Below are 14,064 nucleotides of genomic sequence, written 5' to 3'. Positions count from 1 at the left end.
GTCGTGCGCATCTGGTGGAAGCCCTTCATTCTCTGCATCTGGGGTGGCGCGGTGATCATGGCGATCGGCGGCTTCGTGTCGCTGAGCGACCGGCGTCTGCGTGTCGGGGCGCCGAACCGCAGGGCAAAGCCGCTGCGTCCTGCCATGGAGCCGGCCGAATGATGAGGCGTCTGCTCCTGGTGATAGCGATGGTTCTGTCGGCCGCGCCGGCCTTTGCCGTCAATCCGGACGAGGTTCTTGCCGATCCGGCGCTCGAGGCGCGCGCCCGGGCGATCTCCGCCGAACTGCGCTGCATGGTCTGCCAGAACCAGTCGATCGACGATTCCAATGCCGAGCTTGCCAAGGACCTGCGCCTGTTGGTGCGCGAGCGGCTGACCGATGGCGATACGAACGAGCAGGTGATGAACTACATCGTCTCGCGCTACGGCGAGTTCGTGCTGTTGAAGCCGCGCTTCGAAACGAAGACGATCCTTCTGTGGGGCGCGCCGCTTCTGCTCGCCGTCGCAGGCGGCCTCTCGCTGATCGTCTTCGCACGGAAATGGGTAGGCCGGCCGACGGGCTCCAAGCTGACAGCCGAAGAACAGGCTCGCCTGAGAGAATTGCTCGACGAGTGATCCTACGACCGCCTGTGGAGGCGGCGGCGCACCACAGACGCGACAAGCACCCCCGTGAATGCCAGCACCACACTACCGGCGGCAATAGGTCCTGCCGATGGCGAATAGACGTCCATCATCGCGCCGACCGAGGACGAGCCCGCCGCGCTGCCGACAGCGTAGGCGAGGGCGAAGGCCGCACTTCCCGCGACAAGCGTGTCCCCGGCATAGCGCTCGCCGAGGATCGTCAAGGCGCAGGTGTAGAGCGAAAAACTAGCAGCGCCCATGATGCCGAACATCACCAGGATCGCCGCCTGCGACTGAAGAAACGGGATCGCGATGAAGCTCAGCCCGGCGAGCAGGCCGGAGCAGATGGCGACGCCAAAGCGCGAGGTCTTGTCGAGCAGCCAGCCGACGACAGGTTGGGCAAGCGCGGTCGGCAGCGCGAGCACCGTAACGCTGATGGCGGCGAACGCCTCGGAATAACCGAGCCGGACGAAATAGACGGGCATCGCCGCAATGGCGGCAATGTCGGCGAATGCAAATGCGACCACCATGCAGATCAGCATCGGTGCGCTTCTGACAAACTTGAAGAGCGCTCCCGAGGCGGCCTGCTCGGGAAGCGTCCGTGCTCTCCGGGTAAGGATGATCGTCAGGAAGGCGACGCAGGCGACGTAGACGGCAAGCAGGGCGAAGGCGAAGCCTTGCTCCGTGCCGAAGATCGGGATCACGAGTGGACCCGCGGCAAAGCCACCGCACATGCCGGCGCCGTAGAGACCGGAAACGCGCCCGCGCAGGCGGTCGGGACAGGCGGTGTTGAGCCAGGCCTCGCTCAACATGAAAATCAGGCTGACGAAGAATCCGAGAAAAAGTCGGGCGACGCACCACACCCAGAACGAGTCGAATGTTGCGAAAGTGGAGAGGCTGACGGCACAGCCGATGAGGCCTGCGACGATCAAGCGATCGCCGCGGACTTTTCGCGACAGCCGCGTGACCGCAAACGTTGCGACAGCAAGGCCCGCCGCAAAGCAACCGGCGTTGAAGCCGATGAGGCTGGGTGCAACGTTACGATGCTCGAGGACCAGAGAAATCAGCGGGTAGGTCAGTCCCTGTGCAACCGCGAAGGCGGTGACACCGAAGATGACGGCTGCCAGCGCGGCAGTGTCGGGCGCAAAATCCTCCCCCGTGACCACATGGGCCATTGTCTCGTCCTCCTCCGGTTGTGGAAAGGAGGCTTATCGACTCACAGAGCCTTAGTCGAGGGCGAGATTGCTGCACGGATCGCAACGCGTCGTATTGCACATTACGAATTTTTCATCGGTCGGACAGTTCGCAGTAAGGTGTGCCGTCCTATATCTTGCTTCATCACCCGATCTGGTCATCCCGATCCTGTAGATGTTGAAGTCAAAGAAGGTGCACTCATGTTTAAGAATATCAAAGCTCCGTCGCTCAATACCGCGCTGAAGGCTTCGACCGTCGCCGGCCTTGCCGCTGCGGTGTTTGCGACCGGTATTCCCCTCGAAATCACCCGTTCTTATGCCGAAGCCGTAAAGGTTCAGGCCCCGTCTGTTCCTAGCTTCGCGAACGTCGTCGATGCGGTTTCGCCGGCAGTTGTTTCCGTGCGTGTCGAAAACCGTGTCAACCCCGTCGCCGATGACGAGGGCAACGGCTTCGCCTTCGACTTTAATGGCCGTGGTTTCGACGATCTTCCGGATGCCCTGAAGCCTTTCTTCCGCCAGTTCGGTGAGCAAGGTCAGCAGGGCCAGCAGGGCCGTCGTGGTCCGCAGGGTCACCATGGCCCGCAGGATGGCAAGGGCCGTCTGCGTCCGGTTGCCCAGGGCTCGGGCTTCTTCATTTCTGAAGACGGTTACATCGTCACCAACAACCACGTCGTTTCCGACGGCGCGGCATTCGTTGCGGTCATGAACGATGGCACCGAGCTTGATGCCAAGCTGATCGGCAAGGACCCCCGTACGGACCTCGCCGTCCTCAAGGTTGATGGCAAGGGCCGCAAGTTCACCTACGTCAACTGGGCCGATGACAACGGCGTTCGCGTCGGCGACTGGGTTGTCGCTGTCGGTAACCCCTTCGGTCTCGGTGGTACGGTAACGGCCGGTATCGTTTCGGCTCGTGGCCGCGACATCGGCTCCGGCCCGTATGACGACTATCTGCAGGTTGACGCTGCTGTGAACCGCGGCAACTCCGGTGGCCCAACCTTCAATCTCAGTGGCGAAGTCGTCGGCATCAACACCGCGATCTTCTCTCCGTCGGGCGGCAATGTGGGTATTGCGTTTGCCATCCCGGCGTCTACGGCCAAGGATGTCGTTGCTGACCTGATGAAGGACGGCCAGGTATCTCGCGGCTATCTCGGCGTGCAGATCCAGCCCGTCACCAAGGACATCGCCGACTCGCTCGGCCTTTCCGAGGCGAGCGGTGCGCTTGTCGTCTCCGCTCAGGCTGGTACGCCTGGTGAAAAGGCTGGCATGAAGGCAGGTGATGTGGTCACCGCCGTCAACGGCGAAACCGTCAAGGATGCCCGCGACCTCAGCCGCCGTATCGGCGCCATGACGCCCGGCAAGAAGGTCGAGCTCTCCGTCTGGCGTGCCGGCAAGGCTCAGTCTCTGACGGTCGAACTCGGAACGCTGCCCGCCGAACAGAAGGATGCTTCCGCTGACGACGGCGATCAGGCACCGGAAAGCCAGGCTCCTGCTTCCGAAAAGGCTCTGGCTGATCTGGGCTTGACGGTTGGTCCTTCCGAAGACGGCAAGGGTCTGCAGATCACCGGCATCGACCCGGATTCCGACGCGGCCGACAAGGGCATCAAGGAAGGCGAAAAGATTACCTCGGTCAACAACCAGGAAGTCTCCAACGCTGATGATGTCGTCAAGGTCCTGAACCAGGCGAAGAAGGATGGCCGCACGCGGGCACTCTTCCAGATCCAGTCGAAGGAAGGCAGCCGCTTCGTCGCCCTTCCGATCAATGGCCAGGGTTAATCCGCCAACCCTGACATAGGGGGGAGCCGCGCCTTCTGGGCGCGGCTCCCTTTCGTCCATATCCGTAGGTGATCGCAATGACCTCTTCGCAACAGGAAGAAGCTTTGAGCCTTGCCGAAACGCAGCCGGCAGGTAATGTCGACCGCATGAAGATTCTCATTATCGAAGACGATCTCGAAGCAGCGGTCTACCTCACCAAGGCATTTCGTGAGGTTGGCATTGTGGCCGATCACGCGAGCGATGGCGAAAGCGGGCTCTTCATGGGCTCGGAAAACAGCTATGACGTGATCGTCATCGATCGTATGTTGCCGCGCCGCGACGGTTTGTCCGTCATCAGCGAATTGCGCCGCAAGGGAATTCATACGCCGGTTCTCATTCTCTCCGCTCTCGGCCAGGTGGACGACCGCGTGACGGGCCTCAGGGCGGGTGGTGACGACTATCTGCCGAAGCCTTATGCCTTCAGTGAACTTCTTGCTCGTGTCGAGGTGCTTGGCCGCCGCAAGGGCACGCCGGATCAGGACGTTGTCTATCGCGTCGGCGACCTTGAACTGGACCGGCTCGCGCATGAGGTTCGACGCGGTGGCAAGGAAATACCGCTGCAGCCGCGCGAATTCCGCCTCCTCGAATATTTGATGAAGAATGCCGGTCAGGTCGTGACCCGGACGATGCTTCTCGAAAACGTCTGGGACTACCACTTCGATCCTCAGACCAACGTCATCGACGTTCATGTTTCGCGACTGCGGTCGAAGATCGAGAAGGACTTCGCCCAGCCGCTTCTCAAGACCATTCGCGGTGCGGGGTATATGATCAAGGACGAGGGATGAACCGCTTCTGGTTTCTCTTCAAGTCTACGGCAGTCCGCCTCTCGGCACTTTACATCCTGCTCTTCGCCATCTGCGCCGCGACGCTGGTCTTCTATGTGACCGCGATGTCCGAGCGGCTTCTGACCAACCAGATCCGCGAAGCCGTGCAGCAGGAGGTCGATCAGGTCCAGCGGGCCTATGATGCCGGCGGCATGAACCTTCTTCTTCGGACGATGGAGCGTCGCGCGCGCCAGCCCGGTGCCAATCTCTATATCATTGCCGGTCCCTCGGGCGATATCCTCGCCGGTAACGTCGCATCTGTGCAGCCCGGGGTGCTCGATGAGGAGGGGTGGACCTCCATGCCCTTCACCTATCAGCGTTATGCGGAAAGCGGCATCAGTCGCCGGCACATGGCCGTTGCCAACATTTTCGTGCTGGACAACGGGTTGCGTCTGCTGATCGGCCGCGACCTCGGGGAGCCCGAGGCATTCCGCGGGCTGGTCCGGCAGGCGCTGATGATCGCGCTCGCGATCATGGGTCTCGGGGCGATCATCATCTGGTTCGGCATCGGTCGAAATGCCTTGAAACGCATCGACCGCATGTCCGATGCCAGCAAGAAGATCATGGCTGGCGACCTCTCGCAGCGTCTTCCAGTCGGCGGTTCCGGCGACGAGTTCGATCGCCTGTCTGTTTCACTCAATACGATGCTCGGGCGGATAGAGAAGCTGAACGAGGGATTGCGACAGGTCTCAGACAACATTGCGCACGACCTCAAGACGCCGCTGACGCGGTTGCGCAACAAGGCCGCCGACGCACTGGACACCAAGGACGGCGAGGTTCGACGCGTCGCGCTTGAGGGAATTATATCCGAGTCCGATCAGCTGATCCGTACGTTCAATGCACTGCTGATGATCTCGCGCGTCGAAGCGGGATCGGTCGCCGCAGAAATGTCGGCGGTCGACCTCTCGGCGATCGTGGCAGACAGCGCTGAACTCTATGAACCCGTCGCCGACGAAGCCGAGTTGGTGCTCACATCATCGATCCAGCCGGATATCGAGGTGCAGGGCAACCGCGAGCTAATCGGCCAGGCGATTTTCAATCTCATCGACAATGCCATCAAATATTCCTCGGATGCCGAGGGCCACGGCGATATCGCGCTGAAGCTGCTCCGCCGGGCCGATGGCATTTGCCTCTCAGTCGCTGATCATGGGTCGGGAATCCCGGCCGAGAAGCGGGAGGATGTGCTGAAGCGCTTCGTGCGGCTGGATGAAAGCCGCTCCAAGCCCGGCACCGGCCTTGGCCTCTCCTTGGTCGAGGCGGTGATGGAACTGCACGGCGGGAAGCTGGAACTGTCCGATACCGATCCGCAAAATCAGGAAAAGCGCGGCCTCACGGTCAGTATGATCTTTCCGGTGAATAGCTCTCCGCGAACACGTTGACTACTGATTGAATTCTGTGTTGGCCATCGCTGCCACAGACCCTAGGTTAGATTCCAGTTGCCGGAAGTTCTGTGATTCTCCCCGGCGGTTCTCGGTTCTGTTCGCCAGGGAGGGTGCATGCTGACGGGTTCGAGGCATAGCCTTGTGGAAGTAGCCGACGGGCTGCTGAAACCGCTGAACAAGAGCGAGTTGAAGCTTGCCCAGACGGATCTTCAGAAGATCGGCAAAAGCGAACCTGCCGTGGCGGAGATGCTCAAGGCGGACGGCACGCTTCGCGACTTCATCACAACCGCACTGACCTTGTCTCCCTATCTACGCGAGATTGCCAACATCGATACGGCAATCGTCGCAACTGCGATTTCGGAGCCGTTGGAACCGCGCATCGAGGCGATGATCGCGGAGGCGCGTTCCTGCTGGAAGCCGGCAGCAAATGGCGAGGCGCCGAGCGAAGCGGAAGTCATGAGCCGCCTGCGCATCATCAAGCGCAAGGTCGCTTTCCTCGTCGCCCTGGCGGATCTGGCCCGGATTTTCGACGGTCGCGTGACGACCGCCTGGTTGAGCCGGCTCGCAGAAGCATCCGTCAGCGCGGCGATCGATCACCTTCTGCTTGCTGCTCACGATGGGGGCAAGGTAACGCTTAAGGACGTGACCGCGCCCGGTGAGGGCTCGGGGCTGATCGTTCTTGGCATGGGCAAGCTCGGCGCATCGGAGCTCAATTACTCATCGGATATCGATCTGGTCGTGTTCTTTGACGAACAGGCCGGGATCGTCGCAGATCGTGATGACGCGATCGAGATCTTTCCGCGTCTGATGCGGCGGCTCGTACGGATCATGCAGGAACGGACCGCCGATGGATACGTCTTCCGCACCGACTTGCGGCTGCGGCCGGATCCGGGATCGACGCCGCTTGCCATCTCGTTCGATGCGGCAATGATCTATTATGAGGGCAGAGGGCAGAACTGGGAACGTGCCGCTTTCATCAAGGCACGGGCGGTCGCTGGCGATATCCAAGCCGGCGAGCAGTTCCTGCGCGGGCTGGTTCCGTTCGTGTTTCGCAAGTATCTCGACTACGCTGCTATCGCCGACATCCATTCCATCAAGCGGCAGATCCATGCGCACAAGGGATATGGCGCAATCGCGGTCAAGGGCCATAACGTAAAGCTCGGTCGTGGCGGCATCCGCGAGATCGAATTCTTCGTGCAAACGCAGCAGCTGATCGCCGGCGGCCGGATGCCGGCACTTCGTTGCCGCGGTACCGAAGAGACGTTGGCGGAGCTGACAAAAGCGAAATGGATCGACGAGGAGACGCGCGACGAGCTGACCGAGGCCTATTGGTTCCTTCGCGACGTCGAGCATCGAATTCAGATGGTGCACGACGAGCAAACCCATCTTTTACCCGAGACCGAAACCGATCTGAAGCGCATCGCCTTCATGATGGGGTTCGACGACACGCCGAGTTTTGCCACGCGCCTGGTCGAGGTCTTCAAGACGGTCGAGCGGCGCTATGCCCGCTTGTTCGAACAAGAGACCAAGCTTTCAACAGAAACGGGCAATCTGGTGTTCACCGGTCAGGCCGACGATCCCGATACGCTGAACACGCTGCGCAAGCTCGGCTTCGAGCGCCCGTCCGACATTTCTCGCGTTATCCGCACATGGCACTACGGTCGCTACAAGGCGACGCAATCCGTGGAGGCACGCGAACGGCTGACTGAACTGACACCGGAGCTGCTGCGCGTGTTCGGGGAAAGCAACCGCGCCGACGAAGCGATCCTGCGCTTCGACAGCTTTCTCTCCGGCCTGCCCTCCGGCATTCAGCTGTTTTCGCTCCTTGGCAGCAACCCGGCGCTTTTGTCGCTCATCGTCAACATCATGTCCTCGGCGCCGAAGCTGGCAGAGGTCATTGCCGCCAAGCCGCATGTGTTCGACGGCATGCTTGATCCCGGCCTGATGGCGGAATTACCGACGCGATCCTATCTCGCCGAACGCATACGCGGCTTTCTCGCGCCCGCGCGGTACTATGAGGAGGTGCTCGATCGACTGCGCATCTTCGCGGACGAACAGCGCTTCCTCATCGGCATCCGGCTGTTGACCGGCGCGATCCGAGGCGCCATGGCCGGCCGCGCCTTCACTCATCTGGCCGATCTCGTCCTTGAGGCAGTGCTCGATGCCGTCATGAAGGAGATCAGGACGGCGCATGGCGATTTTCCGGGTGGTCGTGTGGCTGTGGTCGGTATGGGTAAGCTCGGGACCTTCGAACTCACTGCAGGTTCCGACATCGATATCATCCTGCTCTATGATTACGACGATGAAGCCGCCGAATCATCGGGCCCCAAGCCTCTGGACTCGACGCGCTATTTCACCCGCATCACCCAGCGGCTGATTTCGGCGCTCTCGGCGCCGATGGCGGAGGGCGTGCTCTATGAGGTCGACATGCGCCTCAGGCCCTCGGGAAACAAGGGGCCGGTCGCCACCCGCATCAAGTCCTTCGAAAAGTATCAGCGCGAGGAAGCCTGGACCTGGGAGCATATGGCTCTGACGCGTGCCCGCCTCGTGTGCGGCGACAAGGAATTGATCAAGGAGGCTGAGCGGATCATCGCAGACGTCCTTCGTTCGAAGACCGACGCAGAGAAGATCGCCAAGGACGTGTCGGAGATGCGGGCCCTGATTGAGCAGGAAAAACCGCCGGCCAGCATCTGGGACCTGAAGCTCATTCCGGGCGGCTTGATCGACATCGAATTCATCGCGCAGTATCTGCGGCTCGTGGCCTCCACCAAAGGCATCGCCATCGAGGAGGACGACTTCAATACGGCAGGGCAGGTGAAGTTAGTCGGCGCGGAGCTGATGGACCGCGATGATATGGAACTCTGCCTAGCGACACTGTCGCTCTATACCGATATCTCACAGCTCATCCGCCTATGTATCGATGGCTTGTTCGAGCCGAAGGAGGCGCCGGCGGGCCTCATTGATCTTGTCTGCCGGGCAGCCGATTGCCCTGACATCAAGACGCTTGAGGGAGAGATCAAACGGCTCTCGAAAGCCATCAGGAAAGTATTCCAGATAGTTGTGAAAACTTAGCGGTCGCCGTTCGGGATGTGCAGGGAAATGACGGTGCCGATCGCCTCGCGCGAACGGATCTTCATTTTCCCGCCTTGAAGGATCGTCAGCGACCGCGAGATCGCGAGACCGAGGCCAGAGCCTCCCTTGCTTTTCGCGTACTGGTTTTGCACCTGTTCGAAAGGCTGACCGATCTTGCCGAGCGCCGCGCGAGGGATGCCGATGCCGGTGTCGGCAATCGTCAGCATGACGCCGCTGTTGGTACGACGCGTGCGCACGGCGATGTGACCGCCTTCGTTGGTGAACTTCACGGCGTTGGAGAGCAGGTTCAGCAGGATCTGCTTCATGGCACGGCGATCGGCGGTCAACCGCATTCCATCGCAAAGGCGCTGTTCGACGAAGATGTTCTTTTGGGCGGCCGGGATTGCTGTGAAGCGAAGGCTTTCCTCGATGAGCGGCGCGAGATCGATCGTCTCGCACTCGAGCTTCATGTGGCCGGCCTCGATCTTCGACATGTCGAGAATGTCGCTGATGACGTTCAGGAGATGCTTGCCGCTGTCGTGAATGTCGCGGGCATATTCGTTGTACTTCGACGAGCCGAGCGGACCGAACATCTGATCCTGCAGGATCTCCGAAAAACCGAGGATTGCGTTGAGCGGCGTGCGAAGTTCGTGGGACATGTTTGCCAGGAACTCGCTCTTCGCACGGTTGGCGCCTTCCGCGCGCTCCTTCTCGAGCAGGTAGTTGGAGTTGGCGACAGAAAGGGCCGCCTTCTGGCTTTCCAGCGTCTGGCGGGAAGCGGAGAGGTCTCCGATCGTCGCCATGAGACGGCGTTCGGAGTCGCGCAGGCGCTCCTGGTTGCGCTTGAGCAGCGTAATGTCGGTGCCGACCGAAACCATGCCGCCGTCGCGCGTACGGCGCTCGTTGATCTGCAGCCAGCGCTCGTCGGCAAGCTGTACTTCGGTTGTGCGGGAATAACCGGAGCCATCTGCGTCGGCGATACGGCGTTCGATCACGGGGCGCGCGGCGGCGGCATTGACGACTGTGCGCTCGGTGCCGGGGACCAAGACGCTATCGGGAAGTCCGTACGCCTGCTGGAAGTGCGCGTTGCACATGACGAGGCGGTCGTTCTTGTCCCAGAGCACGAAGGCTTCCGATGTGCATTCGATGGCGTCGGCCAGTCGCTGATCGGCCTCGGCATAGCGCTGGGCGAGGCGATGCTGCTCGGTCACGTCCATCGCGATACCGATCATGTGGACGCGGCCGGAATTGGTGCGGATCACCTGCGCGCGAGCCCGCATCCAGACATAATGGCCGCCGGCATGCCGCATGCGGAAGATCTGGTCGACCTGGCCCGCATCACCGCGAGCGATTGACCGGGCGATTTCGTAGACGCCGCCGTCATCCGGATGCATCAGGCGGGCGGCATCGCTGAAGCACATCGTCCGGTCCGAGCCGGGAAGCCCAAGCATTTCGTACATCGAGCGCGACCAGTAAAATTCGCGGCGGTCGAAATCGAAGTCCCAGAGCCCACAGCGCCCGCGCGACAGCGCGGTTTCGACGCGAAGGTTCGACTCCAGAAAGGTATCGTCGGCATCGCGGGCGCGCTTCACCTGCATATAGTAGGCGTAGAGGATGACGAGCAGGATCGAGGAGATGCCTGCGAAGAGGGTCACGTTCAGCGTGACCTCGTCCCGCCAGAGCTTGCTGATCCGCTCCAACGACGTTGCCGCGATGACATAGCCGCCGGAGTTGCCGATGAGCGTGATTTCCGCGTAGTGCGGAAGCCCGCTGATTGTTGTCTCGATGACGCCAGCGCGATCGCCGAACCGGCGAACCGCCGAGATCTCTGAGAAGAAATCGCCGACGCTGGCGCCGAGATAAGCCGAGCCGGCGGCAGTTGCGGCAAACACCTTGCCGCTTGGCTGCACGAGCAGCACGAACGCATCGTCATCCAGGCGGTCCTGCGGAAGGAAGCGCGCCAGCCGAGCCTGCGCCTGCGCGGCATCCGCGGTTTCGAAGATCCGGTTGGCATCGGCGAAGGCCGCGGCGGCGGTCGCGGCGGCAAGCGCGGTGGAATGACGGGCAGCGGCTTCTGTCCGCCCGTATTCGGAGACCATTCCAAAGAAGTGTGACGCGGCTACAACCGTAAGGAAGGCTACGATCAGGATCGGAATAATTCGCTTCAGGACGATTTCGACCTGCGACAGGCTGCGCGAAGACGATGAAGTCATGGCGGAGCGGCGGACTGAAAAGCTGTCCCGCCAGGCCAGGAGGCCGTCGAAATCGACACGCAGCCGTCCCTCGGCTGCGGTTGCCCGCCGCACGTTCATCATCTCTTCAGCCTTGATCCCTCGTGTGATTCGCAGCGCCGCTCGCCCGAACCTAACTCAATGAATCACTGGTGATTCGCCTTGTCCAGAGGAAAAGGTAAAAATCTGTTAACCGATTCTAGATGCTGAATTTTCTTTGGCGGTCAGAAGGTCGCTGCGACCAGCGCAACGGCCTTCGACAGCAAATCACCCTTTGAGGGTGCGTTCCACGATGTCACGGACGTCGGTCGAGAGCTCCGCGGCGCGTTCGATTTCCAGCAGGGCAGCGCGGGCATGGTCCTGTCGAACCGGCTCCAGGGAGCGCCAGGAACGCATCGACGTCAGAATGCGCGCGGCCAACTGAGGGTTGCGCCGGTCGATGTCGAGAATCTCGCGTGCGAGGAAGCGGTAGCCCTCTCCATCGGCCCGACCGAAGCCTGTCGGATTGGCAAAAGCGTAGGCGCCGACCAATGAACGGACGCGATTGGGGTTAGTCCTCGTGAACAGAGGGTTCTCCATGAGCTTCAGCACCCGATCGAGCGTGCCGCCGCCTGGTATCGTTGCCTGCACCGAAAACCATTTGTCGATGACCAGGGCGTTCTCGGAGAACCGATCCCGGAAGGTCGACAACGCTTCGGCAGCTTCCGCGCTGTCTGGGAAACGGTGCGCAAGGACCGTCAGCGCATGCAACAGGTCGGTCATGTTGTTGGCGGCATCGAAGGCAGCCTTGGCGCGTACCGGCGAATTCTCGGCATAGGAGAGGTAGGTCAGCGCGGCGTTGCGCAGGGCGCGGCGACCCGCGCTCGTTGCGTCCGGGCTGAAGGTGCCGGGCGTCGTCATCGAGTCATAGAGTGCAGCGAACGTGTCGCGTCCGGCGTCAGCAACCTGTTTCATGACTGCCTGGCGGCCGGCGTGGATTGCGTCCGGATCGTTATTGCCCCCGAGTTCGCGGGCAATATCGGCTTCGCTGGGCAGCGCCAGGGCCTGGGTGCGGAAGGCGGGTTCCAGACTCTCGTCAGCCGCCGCGGCGATGAGGCTGTCAACGAAGGTTGTCTCACAACCGACGGGGTTTCCTTCCCGTGCATCGCGAGCCGCCTTCAAAAGGTTCGGAAGTGCAAGGTCCGTCAGGGCCTGCCAGCGCGCGAAATGGTCCGTCTCATGGCGGGCGAGCAGCGCCAGGTCGGCAGGCGACTGGTCGAAATGGAGATTGATGGGAGCCGAGAAGCTGCGATTGATCGAGACCACCGGTCGCGTCTGGATCCCGTGGAATACTGCCGTTTGGGTGCGCTCTGTGAGATGCAGAATGGCGCCGGTATATTCCGCACTTTCAACGGAAGTCGGCGCTATGGCTGCTCCACCCTCCGCAAAAAGTTGCAGGTTCAGCGGAATGTGCATCGGCTGCTTGTCGGACTGACCCGGGGTTGCAGGGATCATTTGCTCGAGCGAGAGGCTGAAGGCTTTTGCGGCAGCATCGTAACAGCCGGAAGCGGTAACCAGCGGCGTGCCGGCCTGATGGTACCACAGTGAGAATTGTGTGAGATCGCGCCCGCTGGTGTCCTCGAAGCATTTCACAAAGTCCTCGATCGTGACAGCCTGGCCATCATGACGGTCGAAGTAGAGGTCCATGCCCTTCTTGAACGTCTTCTTGCCAAGCAGCGTCGCGATCATTCGCGTGACTTCGCTGCCCTTCTCGTAGACGGTTGTCGTATAGAAGTTATTGATTTCACGGTATTTTGTCGGTCGAACAGGATGTGCGAGCGGGCCTGCATCCTCTGGGAACTGCTCGGATTTCAGGTGGCGGACCTCGGCGATGCGCTTGACCGGGCGCGAGCGCTGGTCGGCCGAGAACTCGTGATCACGAAAGACGGTCAGGCCTTCCTTCAGGCACAGCTGGAACCAGTCGCGGCAAGTGATGCGGTTGCCGGTCCAGTTGTGGAAGTACTCGTGGGCGATGATCGCTTCGATGTTGGCGTAGTCGCTATCCGTGGCCGTTTCCGGATCGGCAAGGACGTACTTGTCGTTGAAGACGTTGAGGCCCTTGTTCTCCATCGCGCCCATGTTGAAGTCGGAGACGGCGACGATCATGAAGATGTCGAGATCATATTCGCGCCCGAAGACCTCTTCGTCCCACTTCATCGAACGCTTCAGTGCGTCCATCGCGTAAGCGGCGCGCGGCTCTTTGCCGTGCTCGACATAGATCTTCAGGGCGACCTCGCGTCCGGACATCGTCGTGAACGTATCTTCGATGACGCCGAGATCGCCGGCGACCAGCGCAAAGAGATAGCTCGGCTTAGGATGCGGATCGAACCAGGCGGCGAAGTGCTTGCCTTCGCCATAGCCAGCACCCCCGAGGAAATTGCCGTTCGACAGCAGCAGCGGGTTGGCGGCCTTCTCGGCAATGATGTTGACGGTGTAAGGCGCCAGAACATCGGGGCGGTCCTGGAAATAGGTGATCCGCCGGAAGCCTTCAGCCTCGCACTGCGTGCAATAGATACCGCCGGTGCGGTAAAGGCCCATCAGTTTCGTATTGGCTTCGGGGTTGATGATCGTAGTGATCGTCAGCTCGAACGGTTCTGATGCGGGTAGATCGCGGACCGTCAGGCTTTCCGGCGTTGCCGTGTATTGGTCGGCCGGCATTTCCAACTGATCGAACAGCAGGCCGGAAAGCGTCAGTTCATCGCCGTCGAGCATCAGCGGAGCCTTGGGATCGACACCCTCGCGGCGATGGAAAATCAGTCGTGCTTCAACCTTGGTTTCAGTGGGATCGAGCTCGAAGGTCAGATCCACGCGTTCCAGAACGAATTCGGTGGGCTGGTAGTCTGCCAGATTGATGACCTGGCCGGTATCTGTACGCATGGTGTTCCCTGAAG

9 protein-coding genes are annotated in these 14,064 nt (G+C 61.1%); 6 read left to right on the top strand and 3 right to left on the bottom strand.

The window, feature by feature from the left end; genetic code table 11:
- Positions 1-3: 3 nt before the first annotated feature.
- Together C934_RS36455 and C934_RS0115055 are read left to right on the top strand one after the other, a co-directional pair.
- On the top strand, positions 4-162 hold the full coding sequence (locus tag C934_RS36455) for a cytochrome c-type biogenesis CcmF C-terminal domain-containing protein (protein ID WP_442965924.1): 159 nt from the start codon (positions 4-6) through the stop codon (positions 160-162).
- Positions 159-614, top strand: coding sequence for a cytochrome c-type biogenesis protein (locus C934_RS0115055; RefSeq protein ID WP_018857486.1), 456 nt, complete (start codon positions 159-161; stop codon positions 612-614). Before C934_RS36455 ends, C934_RS0115055 begins: the two co-directional genes overlap by 4 nt.
- A gap of 2 nt (positions 615-616) precedes the next feature.
- Here C934_RS0115055 and C934_RS0115050 read toward each other — a convergent pair whose 3' ends face one another.
- Positions 617-1,795, bottom strand: coding sequence for an MFS transporter (locus C934_RS0115050; protein ID WP_018857485.1), 1,179 nt, complete (start codon positions 1,793-1,795; stop codon positions 617-619).
- 219 nt (positions 1,796-2,014) lie between these two features.
- Here C934_RS0115050 and C934_RS0115045 point away from each other — a divergent pair, with 219 nt between their 5' ends.
- The 4 genes from C934_RS0115045 to C934_RS0115030 all read left to right on the top strand — a co-directional run bounded on the left by C934_RS0115045 (position 2,015) and on the right by C934_RS0115030 (position 8,903).
- On the top strand, positions 2,015-3,586 hold the full coding sequence (locus tag C934_RS0115045; RefSeq protein ID WP_018857484.1) for a Do family serine endopeptidase: 1,572 nt from the start codon (positions 2,015-2,017) through the stop codon (positions 3,584-3,586).
- Between the two features lie 146 nt (positions 3,587-3,732).
- Positions 3,733-4,410: a response regulator transcription factor gene (locus C934_RS0115040; protein WP_192241547.1), complete on the top strand. Its 678-nt coding sequence runs from the start codon at positions 3,733-3,735 to the stop codon at positions 4,408-4,410.
- Complete coding sequence (locus C934_RS0115035; protein ID WP_018857482.1) at positions 4,407-5,828, top strand: sensor histidine kinase; 1,422 nt, start codon at positions 4,407-4,409, stop codon at positions 5,826-5,828. The genes C934_RS0115040 and C934_RS0115035 overlap by 4 nt, the downstream gene beginning before the upstream one ends.
- 117 nt (positions 5,829-5,945) lie before the next feature.
- On the top strand, positions 5,946-8,903 hold the full coding sequence (locus tag C934_RS0115030) for a bifunctional [glutamine synthetase] adenylyltransferase/[glutamine synthetase]-adenylyl-L-tyrosine phosphorylase (RefSeq protein ID WP_018857481.1): 2,958 nt from the start codon (positions 5,946-5,948) through the stop codon (positions 8,901-8,903).
- Here the strand turns inward: C934_RS0115030 and C934_RS0115025 are convergent.
- Together C934_RS0115025 and pepN are read right to left on the bottom strand one after the other, a co-directional pair.
- Positions 8,900-11,218 carry a PAS domain-containing sensor histidine kinase gene (locus tag C934_RS0115025; protein ID WP_026371818.1) on the bottom strand — a complete coding sequence of 773 codons (2,319 nt, stop codon included), beginning with the start codon at positions 11,216-11,218 and terminating at the stop codon, positions 8,900-8,902. The genes C934_RS0115030 and C934_RS0115025 overlap by 4 nt on opposite strands.
- A gap of 183 nt (positions 11,219-11,401) precedes the next feature.
- Positions 11,402-14,050 (bottom strand): aminopeptidase N, encoded by a 2,649-nt coding sequence (gene pepN / locus C934_RS0115020; RefSeq protein ID WP_018857479.1) that lies wholly within the window; start codon positions 14,048-14,050, stop codon positions 11,402-11,404.
- Between the last annotated feature and the right edge of the window lie 14 nt (positions 14,051-14,064).

Source organism: Rhizobium sp. 42MFCr.1, assembly GCF_000377185.1.
GTDB lineage: Bacteria > Pseudomonadota > Alphaproteobacteria > Rhizobiales > Rhizobiaceae > Rhizobium > Rhizobium altiplani.
The sequence above is the reverse complement of the archived record's forward strand: the minus strand, read 5'-3'. Positions and strand labels throughout refer to the sequence as shown.